The 18,114-nt window shown below is 68.6% G+C and carries 15 protein-coding genes; 5 read left to right on the forward strand and 10 right to left on the reverse strand.

The window, feature by feature from the left end; genetic code table 11:
* Window positions 1-11 precede the first annotated feature (11 nt).
* The 4 genes from proX to U5N23_RS12305 all read right to left on the reverse strand — a co-directional run bounded on the left by proX (window position 12) and on the right by U5N23_RS12305 (window position 4,629).
* Window positions 12-1,016: a glycine betaine/L-proline ABC transporter substrate-binding protein ProX gene (proX, locus tag U5N23_RS12290; protein ID WP_322593090.1), complete on the reverse strand. Its 1,005-nt coding sequence runs from the start codon at window positions 1,014-1,016 to the stop codon at window positions 12-14.
* Window positions 1,017-1,045: 29 nt separating this feature from the next.
* Window positions 1,046-2,254: a glycine betaine/L-proline ABC transporter permease ProW gene (proW, locus tag U5N23_RS12295; protein WP_416208597.1), complete on the reverse strand. Its 1,209-nt coding sequence runs from the start codon at window positions 2,252-2,254 to the stop codon at window positions 1,046-1,048.
* Window positions 2,251-3,498 (reverse strand): glycine betaine/L-proline ABC transporter ATP-binding protein ProV, encoded by a 1,248-nt coding sequence (proV, locus tag U5N23_RS12300; RefSeq protein WP_322593091.1) that lies wholly within the window; start codon window positions 3,496-3,498, stop codon window positions 2,251-2,253. The genes proW and proV overlap by 4 nt, the downstream gene beginning before the upstream one ends.
* A 522-nt stretch (window positions 3,499-4,020) precedes the next feature.
* Entirely contained in the window at window positions 4,021-4,629 is a 609-nt protein-coding gene (locus tag U5N23_RS12305; protein ID WP_322593092.1) for a TIGR00645 family protein, read from the reverse strand.
* 155 nt (window positions 4,630-4,784) lie between these two features.
* Between U5N23_RS12305 and acs the strand changes: the two genes are divergently transcribed.
* Both acs and U5N23_RS12315 read left to right on the forward strand, forming a co-directional pair.
* Entirely contained in the window at window positions 4,785-6,788 is a 2,004-nt protein-coding gene (gene acs / locus U5N23_RS12310; RefSeq protein ID WP_322593093.1) for an acetate--CoA ligase, read from the forward strand.
* Window positions 6,789-7,329: 541 nt separating this feature from the next.
* On the forward strand, window positions 7,330-7,800 hold the full coding sequence (locus tag U5N23_RS12315; RefSeq protein ID WP_322593094.1) for a LapA family protein: 471 nt from the start codon (window positions 7,330-7,332) through the stop codon (window positions 7,798-7,800).
* Between the two features lie 82 nt (window positions 7,801-7,882).
* Here U5N23_RS12315 and U5N23_RS12320 read toward each other — a convergent pair whose 3' ends face one another.
* Window positions 7,883-8,188: a c-type cytochrome gene (locus U5N23_RS12320; protein WP_322593095.1), complete on the reverse strand. Its 306-nt coding sequence runs from the start codon at window positions 8,186-8,188 to the stop codon at window positions 7,883-7,885.
* 119 nt (window positions 8,189-8,307) lie between these two features.
* Between U5N23_RS12320 and U5N23_RS12325 the strand changes: the two genes are divergently transcribed.
* Complete coding sequence (locus U5N23_RS12325; RefSeq protein ID WP_322593096.1) at window positions 8,308-8,550, forward strand: TIGR04438 family Trp-rich protein; 243 nt, start codon at window positions 8,308-8,310, stop codon at window positions 8,548-8,550.
* Between the two features lie 129 nt (window positions 8,551-8,679).
* Here the strand turns inward: U5N23_RS12325 and U5N23_RS12330 are convergent, their stop codons facing one another.
* The 3 genes from U5N23_RS12330 to ilvD all read right to left on the reverse strand — a co-directional run bounded on the left by U5N23_RS12330 (window position 8,680) and on the right by ilvD (window position 13,137).
* Window positions 8,680-9,558: a LysR family transcriptional regulator gene (locus U5N23_RS12330; RefSeq protein ID WP_322593097.1), complete on the reverse strand. Its 879-nt coding sequence runs from the start codon at window positions 9,556-9,558 to the stop codon at window positions 8,680-8,682.
* A 72-nt stretch (window positions 9,559-9,630) separates the two neighbouring features.
* Window positions 9,631-11,076 (reverse strand): FAD-dependent oxidoreductase, encoded by a 1,446-nt coding sequence (locus U5N23_RS12335; RefSeq protein WP_322593098.1) that lies wholly within the window; start codon window positions 11,074-11,076, stop codon window positions 9,631-9,633.
* Window positions 11,077-11,430: 354 nt separating this feature from the next.
* Window positions 11,431-13,137 (reverse strand): dihydroxy-acid dehydratase, encoded by a 1,707-nt coding sequence (ilvD, locus tag U5N23_RS12340; protein ID WP_322593099.1) that lies wholly within the window; start codon window positions 13,135-13,137, stop codon window positions 11,431-11,433.
* A 143-nt stretch (window positions 13,138-13,280) separates the two neighbouring features.
* Here ilvD and U5N23_RS12345 point away from each other — a divergent pair, with 143 nt between their 5' ends.
* The gene (locus U5N23_RS12345; protein WP_322593100.1) at window positions 13,281-14,243 is read left to right on the forward strand and encodes a LysR family transcriptional regulator; all 963 of its coding nucleotides are present in this window, start codon (window positions 13,281-13,283) and stop codon (window positions 14,241-14,243) included.
* On the opposite strand, the gene U5N23_RS12350 is transcribed toward U5N23_RS12345, so the two are convergent.
* Together U5N23_RS12350 and U5N23_RS12355 are read right to left on the reverse strand one after the other, a co-directional pair.
* Complete coding sequence (locus U5N23_RS12350) at window positions 14,240-15,415, reverse strand: MFS transporter (RefSeq protein ID WP_322593101.1); 1,176 nt, start codon at window positions 15,413-15,415, stop codon at window positions 14,240-14,242. The two genes, U5N23_RS12345 and U5N23_RS12350, sit on opposite strands and share 4 nt — an antisense overlap.
* Window positions 15,416-15,469: 54 nt before the next feature.
* Entirely contained in the window at window positions 15,470-16,504 is a 1,035-nt protein-coding gene (locus tag U5N23_RS12355; RefSeq protein WP_416208598.1) for a GlxA family transcriptional regulator, read from the reverse strand.
* 227 nt (window positions 16,505-16,731) lie between these two features.
* Here U5N23_RS12355 and U5N23_RS12360 point away from each other — a divergent pair, with 227 nt between their 5' ends.
* Window positions 16,732-18,039: a hypothetical protein gene (locus U5N23_RS12360; RefSeq protein WP_322593102.1), complete on the forward strand. Its 1,308-nt coding sequence runs from the start codon at window positions 16,732-16,734 to the stop codon at window positions 18,037-18,039.
* Window positions 18,040-18,114: the final 75 nt, after the last annotated feature.

An 18,114-nucleotide genomic window follows, 5' to 3' on the forward strand; every position in this document is an offset into this window, starting at 1 on the left:
AACGGGCTGATTTATCGGGATGCCGCCAGCGCCTGTGCGATCCAGCCGTCGAAGGTGGTCTGGTGCGCGCGGATCCAGCCGTCCGCATGGCGCGCCAGGTCGGCGGGCCGGTTCTGCCCGTCGCGCATGGCCAGGTTCTGGGCGTTGATGTCGCCCACGGGCAGCTGCATCACTTCGAACAGCCTGGCCGCCGCCGGGTTCTGGTCGGTGAACTGGCGGTTGGCCACGATGCGCTGGTGGTTGGGGACGAAGCCGTAGTTCCTGCCGTTGGGCAGCTCGGTGTCCACCCCGGCCTGTTCGCCGGGCAGCGCAGAATGCGGCACCTGCAGCCACACCACGTCCTGGCCGGGGCGCAGCACGCCGCTGACCCAGTAGGGCGTCCAGGTGTAGTACAGGATGGGCTGGCCCTGCTTGAACCGGGCAAGGGTGTCGGCAATCAGTGCCGAGTAGCTGCCCTGCACATGGGTCACCGTGCCGGTGAGGCCGTAGGCGGTGAGCTGGTGCTCGATCACGCCTTCGCAACCCCAGCCGGGCGTGCAGCCGGTGAGGTCGGCCTTGCCATCGCCATTGGTGTCGAACAGGCGGGCGAGCTGCGGGTCCTTGAGCTGGTCGATGTGGGTGATGCCGTACCGCTCGGCCGTCTTCTTGTCGATCAGGTAGCCCTGCACGGCGTTCTGCGAATAGCTGCCGGTGCGCGAGAGCTTGGCGTCGCCGCCCGCGTTTTTGTAGAAGCTGGCGTGCAGCGGGTCCCAGTGGTTGGCCATGTAGGTGGCGTCACCCTGGGCGATGGCCACGTGGGCGGTGGGGTACTCGACCTCCTTGATAGGCTGCACGGTGTAGCCCAGTTTTTCGAGCGCGCGGCCCACCAGCAGGGTCTGGAAGCTCTCTTCGGCGATGGAGCTTTGCAGGGGCTGCACGGCGATGCCCTTGCCGGGCAGGTCGACCTGTGCATGCACGCCGCCTGCCAGGGCGAAGGTGGCGAGTACGGTGGCGATGCGGTGTTTCATGGATGCCATGGGTTCGTTTCCTCGTGTCGGGTGGGAGATCAGCGCAGGGCGGGCAGGGCACCCGGGCCTTGCGGGGCCCGGCGGGGCTGCACCAGGCGCGACGCGAGGCGCAGCATCAGGCCCGCAGGGCCGGTGTGCCACCAGTGGCGCACGCCGCGGCGCGGCCGGCCCAGCGCCTGGGTGATGCGGTCCAGCGTGATGGCCAGCAGCACGATGCCCAGGCCGCCCACGGTGGCCAGGCCCATGTCGAGCCGGCCGATGCCGCGCAGCACCATCTGGCCCAGGCCGCCCACGGCGATCATCGAGGCGATGACCACCATCGACAGCGAGAGCATCAGCGCCTGGTTGATGCCGGCCAGGATGGAGGGCATGGCCAGCGGCAGCTGCACCTTGACCAGCATCTGCAGCGGCGATGCGCCGTAGGCGCGCGAGGCCTCGATCAGGTCGGGCCGCACCTGGCGCAGGCCCAGGTTGGTCAGGCGCACCAGCGGCGGCAGCGCGAAGACGATGGTGACCACCACGCCCGGCACGTTGCCGATGCCGAACAGCATCACCACCGGCACCAGGTAGACGAAGGCCGGCGTGGTCTGCATGGCGTCGAGCAGCGGGCGCAGGAGGCGCTGGGCGCGGTCGCTGCTGGCCAGCACGATGCCCAGGGGCAGGCCGATCAGCACGCAGAAGGCCAGCGAGGTGAGCACCAGCGACAGGGTGACCATGGCCTCGGGCCAGATACCGAGCAGCGCCACCAGGGCCAGCGACACCACCGTGCCCAGTGCCAGCGCGCGACCGGCGAACTGCCAGGCCAGCAGCCCTGCCAGCACCACCATGGCCGGGGCGGGCAGGCTGGTGAGCAGGCCTTCCACGCCGCTGAGCGTGCCGTCGATGGGCGCGCGCACGCTCTGGAAAAAGGGGCGAAAGTGTTCCACCACCCAGCCAAGGCCCTGGTTGATCCCGGCCTGTACGGGCACGGAGCCGTCGAACAGCTGGGTCAGCGGCAGGCCGCTCGTGGCCGACGGATCCAAGGCAGCCGCCATGTCGACCGGTGGCACGGGCGTGTTGAGCCAGTCGGTGGATGCCGCGCCGCCGTCACCGGCCTGCATGGAGGCCTGCCAGGGATCGACGAAGGGCGCAGGTTGCGGCAGGGCGGTGGCGGCATCGCCGGTCCAGGGGCTGGCGTCGGTCTGCAGTGGCAGGGATGCTTCCCGCGCCATGGCGGGGAGCGTGGTGTTCAGGGTCGTCTCGGTCATGCGGGGCTCCCGGTGGTGGCGGTGGTGGGGGTGGCGGCGGGAAGGGGCGGTGTGTCCCGGTCCAGAAAGCGCAGCAGCGTGGTCTTGCTGATGGCGCCGCGAAAGCGCCCGTCGGCCTCCACCACGGGCAGCGCGCAGGGGGCCTGCGCCACCTGGCCGAACAGCTCGGCCACCGGCGCCTGCGCGGCGATGGGCTCCACCGCGCCGAGGTAGGCATGCTGCAGCCCCAGCGGCCCGGTGTGGCCGCGCAGGGCCGCGCGCAGCGAGTCGGCCGACACGGTGCCCAGGTAGCGCCGGCTGGGGCTGAGCACGTAGGCGAAGTCGTCATCGTGCCCCTCGATGAGCTGCAGCGCCGCACGGGCGCCCCGGTCGCCGTGCTCGTTCACCACCGTGAGGCGCTTGCGCGCGATGTCGCCGGCTTTGAACACGGCGGCCGCGTCCACGCCGCGCACGAAGCTGCGCACATAGCCGTTGGCAGGGTTGCGCAGGATCTCGTCGGGCGTGCCCACCTGCACCACTTCGCCGTCTTTCATGATGGCGATGCGGTCGCCGATGCGCATGGCCTCGTCCAGGTCGTGCGAGATGAAGACGATGGTGCGCCGGCGCACCTGCTGCAGGCGCAGCAGCTCGCTTTGCATCTCGGTGCGGATGATCGGGTCCAGCGCCGAGAAGGCCTCGTCCATGAGCAGGATGGACGGGTCGCTGGCCAGTGCCCGCGCCAGGCCCACGCGCTGCTGCATGCCGCCCGACAGCTCGTCGGGGTAGCTCGCGCCCCAGCCGGCCAGGCCCACCTGTTCCAGCGCCAGCGCGGCCTGCTGCTGGCGCTCCGCACGGCCCACACCGGCCAGTTCGAGCCCGAAGGCGGCGTTGTCCAGCACCGTCAGGTGCGGCATGAGGGCGAAGGACTGGAACACCATGCTGATGTCCTTGCGGCGCAGGGCGCGCAGCTGGCGCTCGCCCAGGGCGTTGATGTCCTCGCCCTCCACCAGGATGCGGCCGGCCGTGGGCTCGATCAGGCGGTTGAGCATGCGCACCAGCGTCGATTTGCCCGAGCCCGACAGGCCCATGACGACGAAGATCTCGCCGGCCGCGATGGTGAAGCTGGCGTCGAAGACGGCGATGGAGTTGCCGGTCTGCGCCAGGATGTCTTTCCTGTCCAGGCCCTGGCGTGCCAGGTCCAGCGCGGTCTGCGGCGTGTCGCCGAAAACCTTGAACACATGCTCGATGGTGATTTGCTTGGCCATGGGGTGGGTCCTTCCTCGGTGGATGGCGGGTGGATCGACACGCCCGGCCACCTACAGGGGCCCCGGGCGCGATGGAGGGCCGGAAAAGCGAAACCCTGATGCGGCAGCCGACCCGGCGCGCAGGCGCAGGGCACAAAGGCAAGGGGTGGGCACGGCAGGTGCCCGGATCGGCCCGGATGGCACGCGAGATGTGCGCAAGGGCCTGAGAGTCGGCGCGGCACCGCAGGGGGGGGCCGAACGCTGAAAGATGCATCAGGGCCGGAATCCGGCCTTGGCGTCGGGGGCTGTCCGTCAACAGGTTACAGTCGCCCCGACTGGGGGTTCGCCCTGTGAAAAGGACGAATTACCTGCGTTGCAGGTTGTAAAACACTGGTGAATTATAAGTATTCAGTGCTTTTGTGTTGGAAATACGGGTTTTTCCGACGGTGGTATACGCGGGCGCAGTGCGCGCGCTTGCCCACGAAAAAAGCCCCGCCGGACCTGGCGCGCAGGTCCTTGCGGGGCTTCGTGGGCCGGGGCCGGTCAGTGCCGCACAGGCGGTGTGCTGTGCGCCATCAGGCGGTCCGTCGCCGCAATGGCCAGCGCGCTCAGCAGGAACACCACGTGGATGATGGTCTGCCACATCAGCACCTTCTCATCGTAGTTGGCGGCATTGATGAAGGTCTTGAGCAGGTGGATGGAGCTGATGCCGATGATGGCCGTGGCCAGCTTGACCTTGAGCACCGAGGCGTTCACATGGCTCAGCCATTCGGGCTGGTCGGGGTGGTCTTCGAGGTGCAGGCGCGAGACGAAGGTCTCGTAGCCGCCCACGATCACCATGATCAGGAGGTTGGAGATCATCACCACGTCGATCAGCGCCAGCACCACCAGCATGATGATGGTCTCATTGAGCGCCGTGACCTCGAAATCGCTCTTGTAGCCGATGCTGGAAACCAGCTGTTTGAGCGCCGCCGTGTCGCCGAAGGCGGCCTCGATCAGGTGCACCAGCTCCACCCAGAAATGGAACACATACACCGCCTGCGCCAGGATCAGGCCCAGGTACAGGGGCAATTGCAGCCAGCGGCTGGCAAAGATCAGCGAGGACAGAGGGCGCATGGGCGTGGGCTTGAGGGGAAGCTTGGGGGCGGACATAAAGGGGGTGGGGTAGGGGAGACGCGCGATTTTAGGGTGTCTGCCGGCGGTGGCCTGTGACAGGACCTGTAAGCTTCGTGCCAGTCAGTGGCTTGTAAGTGCCGCGCAGGACAGTACCGCCCAAACCGATTCCATCAGACCCAGGAGACAACAAGATGAGTGCAGCATCCACCTCTACATCGGCAATCGAGTCCGTGCTGGTCGAAAACCGCGTGTTTCCCCCGTCGGACGCCATCGTCAAGGCCGCCCGCGTCTCCGGCATGGCCGGCTATGACGCCCTGTGCGCCGAGGCCGAGCAGGACTTCGAAGGCTTCTGGGCGCGCCTGGCGCGCGAGAACGTGCAGTGGACCCGGCCCTTCACCCGCACTCTTGATGAGTCCAACGCCCCGTTCTTCAAGTGGTTCGACGACGGCGAGCTCAACGCCAGCGCCAACTGCCTGGACCGCCACATCGGCACGCCCACCGAGAACAAGGACGCGATCATCTTCGAGGCCGACGACGGCAGCGTGACCCGCGTGACCTACAAGGAGCTGCTGGCCCGCGTCAGCCAGTTCGCCAATGCGCTCAAGGCCCACGGCGTGCAAAAGGGCGACCGCGTGCTGATCTACATGCCCATGACGGTCGAGGGTGTGATCGCCATGCAGGCCTGCGCACGCATCGGCGCCACGCACAGCGTGGTGTTCGGCGGCTTCAGCGCCAAGGCGGTGCAGGAGCGCATCATCGACGCCGGTGCCGTGGCCGTGGTCACCGCCAACTACCAGATGCGCGGCGGCAAGGAACTGCCGCTCAAGGCCATCATCGACGAGGCCCTGGCCGCCGGCGGCTGCGACACCATCCGCAATGTCTTCGTCTACCAGCGCACGCCCACGGCCTGCAACATGGTGGCCGGGCGCGACAAGACCTTCGACGAAGTGCTCCAGGGCCAGAGCAGCGACTGCCCGCCCGTGGCCGTGGGGGCCGAGCATCCGCTGTTCATCCTGTACACCAGCGGCTCCACCGGCAAGCCCAAGGGGGTGCAGCACTCCACCGGCGGCTACCTGCTGTGGGCCAAGCTGACGATGGACTGGACCTTCGACCTGCGGCCCGACGACGTGTTCTGGTGCACTGCCGACATCGGCTGGATCACCGGCCACACCTACGTGGCCTACGGCCCGCTGGCGGCCGGCGCCACGCAGATCATCTTCGAGGGCATCCCCACCTTCCCCAACGCCGGGCGCTTCTGGCAGATGATCGAAAAGCACAAGTGCACCATCTTCTACACGGCCCCCACCGCGATCCGTTCGCTCATCAAGGCTGCCGAGGGCGATGCCGCCGTGCACCCCGCACGCTCGGACCTGTCGAGCCTGCGCATCCTGGGCAGCGTGGGCGAGCCCATCAACCCCGAAGCCTGGATGTGGTACCACAAGAACGTGGGCGGCGAGCGCTGCCCCATCGTGGACACCTTCTGGCAGACCGAGACCGGCGGTCACGTCATCACCCCGCTGCCCGGCGCCACGCCGCTGGTGCCCGGCAGCTGCACGCTGCCGCTGCCCGGCATCACCGCCGCCATCGTCGATGAAGTGGGCAACGACATCGCCAACGGCACGGGCGGCATCCTGGTCATCAAGCGCCCCTGGCCCAGTATGATCCGCACCATCTGGAACGACCCCGAGCGCTTCAAGAAGGCCTACTTCCCCGAAGAACTCAAGGGCTACTACCTGGCCGGCGACGGTGCCGTGCGCAGCGCCGACCGGGGCTACTTCCGCATCACCGGCCGCATCGACGACGTGCTCAACGTCTCGGGCCACCGCATGGGCACGATGGAGATCGAGTCGGCCCTGGTCTCCAAGACCGACCTGGTGGCCGAAGCCGCCGTGGTGGGCCGCCCCGACGACGTGACCGGCGAGGCCATCTGCGCCTTCGTCGTGCTCAAGCGCTCGCGCCCCACCGGCGAAGAGGCCAAGCAGATCGCCAACGAGCTGCGCGCCTGGGTCGCCAAGGAAATCGGCCCCATCGCCAAGCCCAAGGACATCCGCTTCGGCGACAACCTGCCCAAGACGCGCAGCGGCAAGATCATGCGCAGACTTCTGCGCAGCATTGCCAAGGGGGAAGCCATCACCCAAGACACTTCCACGCTTGAGAATCCGGCAATCCTGGATCAGTTGTCGCAGACCAACTGATCCACAAGGCGCCGTGCAACGGCGCCAGCGCGCAGCGCTTGCCGGGTTCGGGGACACTCATATCGCCGCAGGCGATGTGACGTGGCCACACAATCGGCAATCCTGGATCAGTTGTCGCAGACCAACTGATCCAGAAGGCGCCGTGCAACGGCGCCAGCGCGCAGCGCTTGCCGGGGTCGGGGACACGCCTATCGCCGCAGGCGATGTGGCGTGGCCTCAAGTTTCGTCGCCTCTCACGGCGTATGATCGATGCACCGTTTTTGCTGTTGCGAAGCCTTTCGGCCCCATGGGTTTCCGGCTGCCCCTTCCGAAGCGCTTTTCCTCCCTCCCTCTCTTTTTCGTTTCGGGACGCTTCGCAGCATTTTTTATCGAGGCCACCGGCCGCCGCGCGGCGGCCAGGAGGCCGCCCCCTGTAGGACAGCTTCGGCAAACCGCTGCCAGGTCGGCGTTTGCCGCCCTGCATCGGTTACAACCCGTTCAACGCGCCGCCGGCCATGAGGGCCGGCGAGCGATGCGTGCAACGAACGAACGGAGCTTTCCCATGCATATTCGATCCATCCTGGTGCTGCTGACCGTGCTGGCCATTGCCGTGCTGGCCGCCTTCAACTGGGCTGCTCTGTCCGCCCCCGTGCTGGTTTCCCTCGGCGTGATGTCTTTCGAGGCGCCCCTGGGCCTGCTGATGCTGGGCCTGACCGCCCTGCTCGCCGTGGTGTGCGTGGCCTATGTGCTGTCGCTGCAGGGCTCCGTGCTGCTGGAGACGCGCCGCCACACCAAGGAGCTGCAGGCCCAGCGCGAGCTGGCCGACAAGGCCGAGGCCTCGCGCTTCACCGAATTGCGCGCCTTTCTGGAAACCCAGCAGCAGCAAACGCACACCGCCCTGCTGGCCCGGTTGGACCACCTCGAAACCCGCCTGGCCGCACGTGCCCAGGAGTCGGACAACTCCACCGCCGCCTACGTGGGGCAACTGGAGCAGCAACTGCGCGTGCGCGGGAGCGACGTGAACCTCGTGTAGCACCACGGGCTGCTCCCCAAAGCGCAACAGCCGCCCCACTGGCACAGTGGCGCGGCTGTCGTCGCGGGCGCGTTGCGGCGGTTTACTTCACCGAGAGCACCCAGGCCGCCAGCTTCTTGGCGTCGGCTTCGTTGACCTGCGCATTGGCGGGCATGGGCACGGGGCCCCAGACGCCGCCGCCGCCCTTCATGATCTTGCCGGCCAGCTTGTCCACGGCATCCTTCTGGCCCGCGTACTTGGCCGCCACTTCCTTGTAGGAGGGGCCCACCACCTTCTTGTCCATGGCATGGCAGGCCATGCAGCTCTTGGCCGTGGCCAGCGCCAGATCGGCCATGGCGGGGCCCGCCACCGACAGTGAAAGGGCCAATGTGATCAGAGTGCGCTTCATGGTGGGGATTTTCCTGTGGGTTGGGTTACAGTTCTTTTAACGGAATTGTAGTGACTTGGGTTGACCTGGGGCTCATCGGCCGCCAAGCCCCTGCGCCCCCGTACTGATTGGAGATTGCCATGTACCTGCTCGCCATCGCCGTTATTCTGACGGCATTGAAATACCTTGAAATCGGCCCCGTCGCCAACATGGACTGGTGGTGGATCCTGGGTGTCTACGGCGCCACCATCGTCTGGTGGGCCTGGGCCGACGGCACCGGCTACACCAAGCGCAAGGCCATGGAACGCATGGCAGAGCGCAAGCAGGCGCGCATCGACAAGAACAAGGAAGCGCTGGGCATGGCGCCGCGCAAGCCGCGCTGAGGGCCGCCGGGCCTGCGGCACGCCGGGGTTCGGGCCACGCTCTGGCGGCCCGGGCGAGCGCCCGTCTCCCCATGAAAAAGCCCGTCCCCCAGGGTGACGGGCTTTTTCATGCCTGCAGCACGCACAGGCTCACCCCAACGCCCGCCCCATCTCCTCCACCAGCGCGCCAGCCGCTGCGCTCCAGGGCAGGTCGCGCGAGCGCAGCGCATAGGCCACCGTGCCCACCTCCGGTGCCAGGGGCTGCACCTGCAGGCGGGGGTGGCGCCGCGCATACCAGGCCGACCAGCTGTCCACCAGGGCCCAGCCCAGGCCCTGGGCGGCCATTTCAATGGCGGCGTGATAACTGGCGGTGGTGATGCGCGCGGCGGGCGCCACGCCATGGGCGTCGTAGGCCATGTGCAGCTGGCGGCCGATGGGGTCCGAAGGGTCCAGGTCGATCAACGGGTGGTCGGCCAGCGCCTGCAGGGGAACGGGGCCGTCGCCGGGCGGCAGGTCCAGGCCCACGCAGACCACGCGGCCGCGCGCTATGGGCAGGTCCACCGCAGCCGGGTGGTTCGAGGGTTCCAGCGCAAAGCCCAGGTCGGCCTCGCGGCGCACGATGGCGTCGGCGATCTGGCGCGAGTGCAGGGTGCGGAAGGTCAGGCGCACGTCCGGGCAGGTGCGGTTCCAGCGGCCCAGGGCCTGGGGCAGCACTTCCATCGACAGCCCCGGCACGCACAGGAGGCGCAGCACCGTGTCGGAGCCGGCGCCCAGGTTGGCCGCACTGCGGCGCACGGCATCGAGCTGGCCGAACAGCTGCTCCACCTCGGGGAACAGGCGCTGGGCCTCCAACGTGGGCGTGAGCCGGCCGCGCACGCGCTGGAACAGCGTGACGCCGATGCTCTGCTCGGCCTGCTGCAGCAGGCGCGAGGCCGCGGGCTGGGTGATGTGCAGTGTGTCGGCCGCCCCCTTGACCGTGCCGGCGCGCATCACGGCATAGAAGATCTCGATGTGGCGGATGCGGAACATGGGGCAAGGTTAACAGGCGCGCACGGGCCGGGTACCGCCGTGCCTTGCGTGCCGTCACCACCACCGGCCGCGTCACGCGTGCATGTGTTGCGCCTGCCGGGCCTGTGCAGTGCCCTCGACATCGGCTGCCAGCCACTCGGCGGAACCGAAGGCCAGCGTGAAGCCCAGGGCGCCGTGGCCGGAGTTGACGAACAGGTTGCGCACGCCACCGGCGCGGCCGATGCACGGCAGCCCGGTGGGCGTGGCGGGGCGCAGGCCGGCCCAGGGGCGCACGTCGCCCGGCGTGCCGCGCAGGCCGAACCACTGGCGCACGCTGTCCACCAGCAGGGCGATGCGGCCGTGGTCGATGCGCGTGTCCTGGCCCACCAGCTCGGCAAAGCCGGCCACGCGCAGCCGCCGCGTGGGGCCCGTGCCCAGCGGCGCGAACACGGTCTTGGTCGCCGTGTCCGTGAGGCTGGTGGCCGGCATGCGCACGATGTGCCCGGCCGCCACGTCGATGCTGTAGCCCTTGAGCGGCTGGATGGGCACGCTGGCGCCCACGCCCAGCGGGCGCAGCAGCCCGGGCGTTTGCGCCCCGGCCGCCACCACGCAGGCATCGAAGGCGATGCGCTGGCGCGTGCCGCCGTGCTCGGCGAGCAGGCCCTTGAGCTCGCTGCCCTGGCGCTCCCAGGCGAGGAAGCGGTGCTTCCACAGCGCGGTGAAGCGCGGCCCGCTGGCCAGTTCATCGGCCAGCACGGTGCAGACCTTGGCGCAGTCGGCCACTTCCTCGCTCGGGGTCCAGATGCCGCCCGCCAGCGCTGCGGCGGGGTCTAGGAGCCTGTCGGACTTGGAAATCGTCGGCTGCAAATCGGCCGCAGCGGTCCATTTTTCACCGTCTTTTTGCCCCATAGCCTGGCTATGGGGCTGCAAATCCGGCAAAAACTGTCCTCGCTGGGGCCGATTTTCGCTGTCGACGCTCCAAGTCCGACAGGCTCCTAGGGCGGGCTCGCGCGCGCAGCATTCCGCGCCCGTCAGCACCTGCTGCAGGGGCCCGTGCATGGCCTGCTGCAGCTGCACCTGGCGGCTGGCAGACTCCAGGCCCGCAGCACTGCAGTACAGCACCAGCTTGCCCTGCGTGCTGTGCTCGATGCGCGCCGCCGGGACGTTCGTGCGCCAGCGCTGGAAGGCGCTGCGGCTGTCATCCGCCAGGCGCAGCAACTGGCGCGTGGTGGCGTCGGCGCGGGCCTGGGTGCAGGCCGCCATGAACTGCAGGCACCAGCGCCAGGCAGCCGGGTCCAGCCCCGGGCGCAGGCGCAGCGGCGACGACGGCGACAGCAGCAGCGACGGCAACTGCGCGAAGATGGCGGGGGACGCCAGCGGCGCCACGTAGGCATAGCTCAGCTGGGCGCCATTCTGGGCACTTGCGCCGCTGGCCGGGCCGGGGCCCTGGTCCAGCAGCACCACCTCGTGGCCCTTGCCCACGAGGGCCCGCGCGGTGGCCAAACCGACGATGCCGCCACCGATCACTGCAATACGCATCAACGCCTGCTCCTTGGTACAGAAAGAGCCCGCATCATCGGCGTGGCCTGCGGCGCCGTCGATTGCCGGAATGCCGATGGCCCATGCCCGGAAGGCATACGCTCTCCCGTGACGGGGCTGCTACGCCACTGTGAGGGGCGTGCCAGCGCATGCCGTCGTCGCGGCCGGCGATGTTGGAAGTGAAGAGTCGCGCCCCGTGAGGGCGCGTGGATTGAAACAAGAGTCCTGCGGCGTGCTTCAAAGGCATGCCCAGCAGTGCCCGTGGAAAGAAAAAACGCCCGCAGCCTGAGAAGGCTGCGGGCGTTGTGCGTGAGGCTGGGCAGGCGCAGGGGCCGCCTGCCTGCCACCAGGGTGTCAGTACGCGTCCAGCACCGCACCCTTGCTCGCGCTCGATGCGTTGAAGGCGAACTTGGCCTGCACGCCGCGGGTGTAGCGCGGGGCGGGGGCCGTCCAGGCGGCGCGGCGCTTGGCGATTTCTTCTTCGCTCACGTTCAGCTCCAGCAGCAGCTGGCGCGCGTCGATGGTGATGCTGTCGCCTTCGTTGACGAAGGCGATGGTGCCGCCGGCAGCCGCTTCGGGCGCCACGTGGCCGACCACCATGCCCCAGGTGCCGCCGGAGAAGCGGCCGTCGGTGATCAGGCCCACGCTTTCGCCCAGGCCGGCGCCGATCAGCGCGCCGGTGGGGGCCAGCATCTCGGGCATGCCGGGGCCGCCCTTGGGGCCCAGGTAGCGCAGCACCATCACGTCGCCGGCCTTGATCTTGCCGGCCAGGATGGCTTCCAGGGCCGATTGCTCGTCGTCGAACACGCGGGCCGGGCCGGTGATGACGGGGTTCTTCAGGCCCGTGATCTTGGCCACGGCGCCTTCGGGGCTGAGGTTGCCCTTCAGGATGGCCAGGTGGCCCTGCTCGTACATGGGCTTGTCGATGTTGCGGATCACGTCCTGGTCGGCGCGGGGCACATCGGGCACGTCCTTGAGCACTTCGGCAATGGTCTTGCCGCTGATGGTGATGCAGTCGCCGTGCAGCAGGCCGGCGTTGAGCAGCACCTTCATCACTTGCGGGATGCCGCCTGCGCGGTGCAGGTCCACGGCCAGGTACTTGCCGCTGGGTTTCAGGTCGCACAGCACGGGGGTCCGCTTGCGGATGCGCTCGAAGTCGTCGATGCTCCACTCCACGCCTGCCGTGTGGGCGATGGCCAGGAAGTGCAGCACGGCGTTGGTGGAGCCGCCGGTGGCCATGATCACGGCCACGGCGTTCTCGATGGCCTTCTTGGTCACGATGTCACGGGGCTTCAAGTCCATCTTGATGGCCTCGATCAGCACCTTGGCCGATTCCTTGGCCGAGTTCATCTTCTCGTCGTGCGGGTTGGCCATGGTGGACGAGTAGGGCAGGCTGATGCCCAGCGCCTCGAAGGCGCTGGACATGGTGTTGGCGGTGTACATGCCGCCGCACGAGCCGGTGCCGGGGATGGCGCGCTTTTCGATCTCTTTCAGGTCGAAGTCGCTGAGCTTGCCGGCAGCGTTCTCGCCCACGGCCTCGAACACGCTCACGATGTTCAGGTCCTTGTCCTGGTAGCGGCCGGGCAGGATGGTGCCGCCGTAGACATAGATGGCGGGCACGTTGGCGCGCAGCATGCCCATCAGGCCGCCGGGCATGTTCTTGTCGCAGCCGCCGACCACCAGCACGCCGTCCATCCACTGGCCGCCCACGCAGGTCTCGATGCAGTCGCTGATCACCTCGCGGCTCACCAGGCTGTACTTCATGCCCTCGGTGCCCATGGCCATGCCGTCCGAGATGGTGGGCGTGCCGAACACCTGGGCGTTGCCGCCCGCTTCCTCGATGCCGGCGATGGCCGCGTCGGCCAGCTTCTGCAGGCCGCTGTTGCAGGGGGTGATGGTGCTGTGGCCGTTGGCCACGCCGACCATGGGCTTGACGAAGTCGCCTTCCTCGTAGCCCATGGCGTAGTACATGGAGCGGTTGGGCGCGCGCGACTTGCCCTGCGTGATGTTGGCGCTGCGGTGGTTGATGGGCTGGATCGGGATGGTCTTGCTGTCTGCCATGGCGTTTTCCTGGTGGGGGAGTCGTTGTTGTGGGGGAGGACAGCGCAGCGTTCCACGTGTCCCATGCTTTCGGCTTGCAAGTATGCGAGGTTTGGCGCTGCGTTTCCAATCCCTTTCATCTGCTCCATTAATATATAAAACATATGAAAGAGACATTCATCGACGTGCGCGCCTGGCGCCAGTTCGTCGCGGTGGCCGAAGAACTGCACTTTGGCCGGGCCGCGCTGCGCCTGCACATGACGCAGCCGCCGCTGACCCAGGCGATTGCGCAGATGGAGCGCTCGCTGGGCGTGATGCTGTTCGACCGCACGCGCCGCCGTGTGGCGCTGACCCCGGCGGGCGAGGCCCTGCTGCCCGACGTGCGCGACTTTCTGGAGCGCGCGCAGGCGCTGCCGGTGCGGGCGCGCGCCGCAGCGGCGGGCGAGGTGGGGCGGGTGCGGCTGGCCTTTGTCTCCACCATCGGCTTCGAGCGGCTGCCCGAGTGGGTGCGCGATTTTCGGGTGCTGTGCCCGCAGGTGGCGCTGGAGCTGGTGGAAGCCACGGGCGACGTGCAGCGCGCCCTGTTTGCGCGCGGCGAGCTCGATGGCGGGCTGGTGCTGCATTCGCCCGGCGCGGCCCCGCCGGAGCTGGCGCGCCTGGCCGTGGCCGAAGAACCCCTGGTGCTGGCGCTGCCCGCAAGCCACCCGCTGGCCGGTGCGCCGCGCCTGGACCTGGCGCAGGTGCTGGCCGAGCCGCTGGTGATCTTTCCGCGCCGCATCGTGCCTTCGCTGCACGACGCCATCTTTGCGCTGTACCACGCGGCTGGCCGGGTGCCCGTGGTGGCGCAGGAGGCGATCCAGATGCAGACCATCGTCAACCTGGTGTGGGGCGGCCTGGGCGTGGCCTGGGTGCCCGAGAGCGTGACCCAGTTCCGCCGCGAGGGCGTGGTCTACCGCGCTGCCGATGCGTTCGGGCCTGCTCCGGGCAAGGCGCGGACCAAGGCCGTGAAAGCGGTGCCCAGTCCCCTTCCGGTGTGCGAGACCAGCCTGGTCTGGCCGGCGGCGCTGAACAACCCGGCGCTGGCGCGCTTCATCGACTTCGTGCGCGAGCGCTCGAAGACCGCCTAGCCTGCCGCGGCGGGAGCCGCGCGCCCGCGCACGAACAGCAGCCCCGCCGCAACGGCCAGCAGCGGCAGCGCCACCGCGTTGATGGCCGTCCAGCCCACGCCAGTCAACAATGCGCCCGAGGCAAAGGACATCATCGCCGCCACGATGCCGTTGGCCAACTGCATCAGTGCCTGGGCCTGGCCGCGCTCCTCGGGTGCATGCGATTCGGACAGCAGCGTGGTGCCCGAGATCACCATCAGGTTCCAGCCCGTGCCCAGCAGGAAAGAGCTGGCCAAAAAATCGGTGAAGGAGATGCCCGACAGCGCCACCACCGCGCTGGCCGCCAGGCATGCGGCTCCCACCGTGGCCACGCGGCGGCTGCCGAAGCGGTCGACCAGCGTGCCCGAGAACAGCGCAGGCGCGAACATGCCGATCACATGCCACTGGATCACCTGCGCGGCGGATGCGGCCGAGAGGCCGCAGACCTCCATCGCCAGCGGCGTGGCGTTCATCACCAGGATCATCAGGCCATGGCCGATGGCCGTCATCACCACCGCCGCGCGCAGGTCGGGCCGCGCCAGCAGGGCGCGCATGGCCGCCATGCCGCCTGCGGCCGGCTTGGGGGCCACGCCCTCGCGCAGCCGCGCCATCACCGCCCAGCCCAGCGCGGCCAGTGCCGCAATGGCCAGGTAGGCGCCTGCGAGCGGTGTGGCCAGCAGGTTGCGCGACCACAGCGCCAGCGGCGGCGCGAACACCGCAGCGCACAGGCCGCCGGCCACCACGCAGGCGGCGGCCCGGCCTTTCTGCTGCGCATCCACCGCCTCCAGCGCGGCATAGGTGTAGTAGCCCGAGGATGCCTGGTAGGCGCCGATGGCCAGCGTGCCTGCGCAGAAGACGGCAAAGCTGCCCCACTGCACCCCCGCCATGCTGATGAGGCCTCCCGCCACCCCGCACAGCGCGCCGGCCTGCAGCCCGGCGCGCCGGCCATGGCGCTGCATGAACAGCGACAGCGGCTGCACCGACAGCAGGTTGCCCAGCACCAGCAAGGCCAGTGGCAGGGTGGCCAGCGCCGGCCAGGGCGCCAGCCGCGCGCCGACGATGGAGGTCAGCGTGATGCCGATGATGGAGCAGCCCCAGTACAGGGCCTGGCCGGCAAACAGCAGGCGAACGGAGGCAGTGCGCAGGAGCAGCATGGGCGGGACTTTCGGTGTGCGCTTGGTTGGCGCAGTGGGGGAAGGGGAGGGTGCTCAGTCGAGCAAGGCACCGGCACCAAAGCGCTGCGCATACGCCTGCGGGCTTACGGCACGGTGCTTGTGAAAACTGCGGCGCAGGTTCTCGGGGTGCTCGAACCCGCACAGCCGTGCCACGGTGGCCACGGATGCCTGGGCCTGCGCGAGCAGGGTGGAGGCGGCCTCGACCCGCACGCGCTCCACATAGCGGCCGGGCGTGGTGCCCAGCTCGCGCTGGAACACGCGCGTGAGCGTGCGCGGCGGCATGCAGGCCTGCCCGGCCAGGGCATCGAGCGACAGGTCGCCGCCGAGCTGGGTGGGAATCCATTCCAGCAGCGCCGCCAGCCGGGGCGCATGCCGGGTCTCGGGCGCGAGCAGCGCGCTGAACTGCGCCTGCCCGCCTGGGCGGCGCATGAACATCACCAGCCGGCGTGCCACGGCCAGGGCCATGGGGCGGCCCAGGTCTGCCTCCACCAGCGCCAGGGCCAGGTCGATGCCAGCCGTGACGCCGGCCGAGGTGAACAGGTGGCCGTACACGGGGTGGGCCGCATCGTAGGTGTGCAGGCAGTCTTCGTCCACCTGCACGGCGGGGTAGTCCTGGCGCATGCTGTCCATGCGGCACCAGTGGGTGGTGGCGCGCAGGCCATCAAGCAGGCCGGCCTGGGCCAGCAGCAGCGCGCCCGAGCAGACCGAGCCCAGGCGGCGAACCTGGGGCGCGGCACGGCGCAGCCACTGCTGCATGCCGGCGTGGCCCAACTGGTCGGCCACCCCATCGCCGCCTGCCACCAGCACGGTGTCGAGGCCTGCGGGGTCGGTATCGGCCCAGCTGCCATCGGCCAGCAGCGCAAAACCGGCCGATGTGGTGACGGGCCCCGGCACCTCGGCCAGCAGGCGCAGCGCATAGGCCGGCGGCAGACCATGGCCGGTGCGCTCGGCATTGGCCGAACCGAAGACCTGCATGGGGCCGACCACGTCCAGGCTCATCACACCGGGGTAGAGCAGGCAGGCCATGGTGCGGGTGGGCTGGGGCATGCCGCGAGTGTCGCCCTTCATGCGGGTGGCTGCAATGACAATCAGCCCACAGATCTGGCCATATGCCAGTGTGCGCCGGTGCTGTCAGGATGCGCCTGCCACCGCTGCCCAGGCCGCATTGTCAACAAGCGATAATTTGCTGGCGTTCGCTGCCGCATGGGCGCTATCCTGCAGACCGGTTGACTGGCAAGCCGAAGGCCCGCAATCTGGTTTGAACTTGTCCATTGCACGCTTTGAGGAGACTGCGAATGCCTTTCCCCTTGAGGTTTCCCCGAGAGATGGAGTGGCTCCTGAAGGCCGCGCGGCTGCTCGGCACCATCCAGGGCGACCCAGGGCGGGTGAATCTCGTCCTGGAACTTCAGCAACTGCTCATCCGGCGCATCGCCCGCTCGAAGCTCAGCCATGACCGCCTGCAGGACGCCAGGCTCCGCCTCAAGCAGCGCCTGGTGAGAGAGCGGCTGATCGGAGAGAAGGCGCGCGAGACGAAGGAGCTGGTCCTGAAAATCCAGGACCGCTGTGACGCGCTGGAACACCTGCGCTTTCTGTACCGCTGCTTTGGCGATGGCATTGCGGCGACCTACCATCCGCCCCAACGCCACCGGTATTTCTACTTTGCGCAGAGAACCCAGGCCAGGGAGCGTGCGGGATTCCTCTCCCGGCAGGAAACGTTTCGCAGGCGCTACCGGGCCCTGAGGCTCGCCACCGGCATGGGCATCCCCGTTGTCCTGGCCGATGTGACGAACATGGTGGGGCAAGGCGATATCTGCGTGTTGGCGGGCAGTGAACCGCAGCCCGTGGAGCTGCAATCGTTGGCGCAACGCGGTCGCCCAGGAAAGCTCCTGGACGATGAGCTGCGGCGGACCCTGCAGCTGCTTGCCGGCGGATTTCCGGCGGATTTCCGCAGCGCGCGCCATGCGCCACCGCCGGAAATCCACCCCGCGACAGCGCATGCGGCACACCTCAACACCTGTGTGCAGCAGGCCATGGAATCGGGCATCGCGCAGGTCTTTCCGGAAGAGGGCCTGCGTTACGTGGCGATCCGCACGGACCACTACCAGGGCAACCCGGGTTGCCTGCATGCGCTCAAGGGCATGGCATCGAAATCGCTGATGTCGATACAGGTGGCGCCCGAAATGGCCTGGGTGCCGATGCAGCCGTTCACCCTGTCAATGACCGCTGAAAATGCCGTGCTGTTCATGCAGGGGGCTTTTCAGTTGTTTGTCTGCGTCGACTTGAAGGTGCTGGTGTCCCACTTCGCATCGCTGGGGGTGCATGCCATCGCCTTGATGGACGGGGTGACGGCGCTGCAGATTTCCCACGACCCCGAGGACTTCGGGCCGGGAGCCTACCGGGTCAGCGAGGTCCTCTTCCAGCGCATCTCCTGCGAGTTCATTGCGCTGCGCAGTTTTGCCCAGGAAATGGCGGCGATGCTGGAGCCGGCAGACGCGCCTAGCCTCCAGGATGCCGGTGACCGGGATCTGCTTTTTGCGCCACCGGCACCTGAGTGGGACGAGGCGCGGCACTACTACGACGAAGAAGGTCCACTTCTACATTGAGTGGACGCCAGAACTGGCCGTTGGGACCGCACGCACGGGCGCTCGCCTTGCCTGACCCAGCGCCGGGCGGCGCGA

Origin of the sequence: Acidovorax sp., from assembly GCF_034519795.1 — a bacterium.
In the GTDB taxonomy this organism is placed as follows: domain Bacteria; phylum Pseudomonadota; class Gammaproteobacteria; order Burkholderiales; family Burkholderiaceae_C; genus Acidovorax.

What these genes read in the sequence shown, in the direction of transcription:
- proX (WP_322593090.1), bottom strand. Translation starts at nt 1,016, where the DNA reads ATGGCATCCATGAAACACCGCATCGCCACCGTACTCGCCACCTTCGCC.
- proW (WP_416208597.1), bottom strand. Translation starts at nt 2,254, where the DNA reads ATGACCGAGACGACCCTGAACACCACGCTCCCCGCCATGGCGCGGGAA.
- proV (WP_322593091.1), bottom strand. Translation starts at nt 3,498, where the DNA reads ATGGCCAAGCAAATCACCATCGAGCATGTGTTCAAGGTTTTCGGCGAC.
- U5N23_RS12305 (WP_322593092.1), bottom strand. Translation starts at nt 4,629, where the DNA reads ATGTCCGCCCCCAAGCTTCCCCTCAAGCCCACGCCCATGCGCCCTCTG.
- acs (WP_322593093.1), top strand. Translation starts at nt 4,785, where the DNA reads ATGAGTGCAGCATCCACCTCTACATCGGCAATCGAGTCCGTGCTGGTC.
- U5N23_RS12315 (WP_322593094.1), top strand. Translation starts at nt 7,330, where the DNA reads ATGCATATTCGATCCATCCTGGTGCTGCTGACCGTGCTGGCCATTGCC.
- U5N23_RS12320 (WP_322593095.1), bottom strand. Translation starts at nt 8,188, where the DNA reads ATGAAGCGCACTCTGATCACATTGGCCCTTTCACTGTCGGTGGCGGGC.
- U5N23_RS12325 (WP_322593096.1), top strand. Translation starts at nt 8,308, where the DNA reads ATGTACCTGCTCGCCATCGCCGTTATTCTGACGGCATTGAAATACCTT.
- U5N23_RS12330 (WP_322593097.1), bottom strand. Translation starts at nt 9,558, where the DNA reads ATGTTCCGCATCCGCCACATCGAGATCTTCTATGCCGTGATGCGCGCC.
- U5N23_RS12335 (WP_322593098.1), bottom strand. Translation starts at nt 11,076, where the DNA reads ATGCGTATTGCAGTGATCGGTGGCGGCATCGTCGGTTTGGCCACCGCG.
- ilvD (WP_322593099.1), bottom strand. Translation starts at nt 13,137, where the DNA reads ATGGCAGACAGCAAGACCATCCCGATCCAGCCCATCAACCACCGCAGC.
- U5N23_RS12345 (WP_322593100.1), top strand. Translation starts at nt 13,281, where the DNA reads ATGAAAGAGACATTCATCGACGTGCGCGCCTGGCGCCAGTTCGTCGCG.
- U5N23_RS12350 (WP_322593101.1), bottom strand. Translation starts at nt 15,415, where the DNA reads ATGCTGCTCCTGCGCACTGCCTCCGTTCGCCTGCTGTTTGCCGGCCAG.
- U5N23_RS12355 (WP_416208598.1), bottom strand. Translation starts at nt 16,504, where the DNA reads ATGAAGGGCGACACTCGCGGCATGCCCCAGCCCACCCGCACCATGGCC.
- U5N23_RS12360 (WP_322593102.1), top strand. Translation starts at nt 16,732, where the DNA reads ATGCCTTTCCCCTTGAGGTTTCCCCGAGAGATGGAGTGGCTCCTGAAG.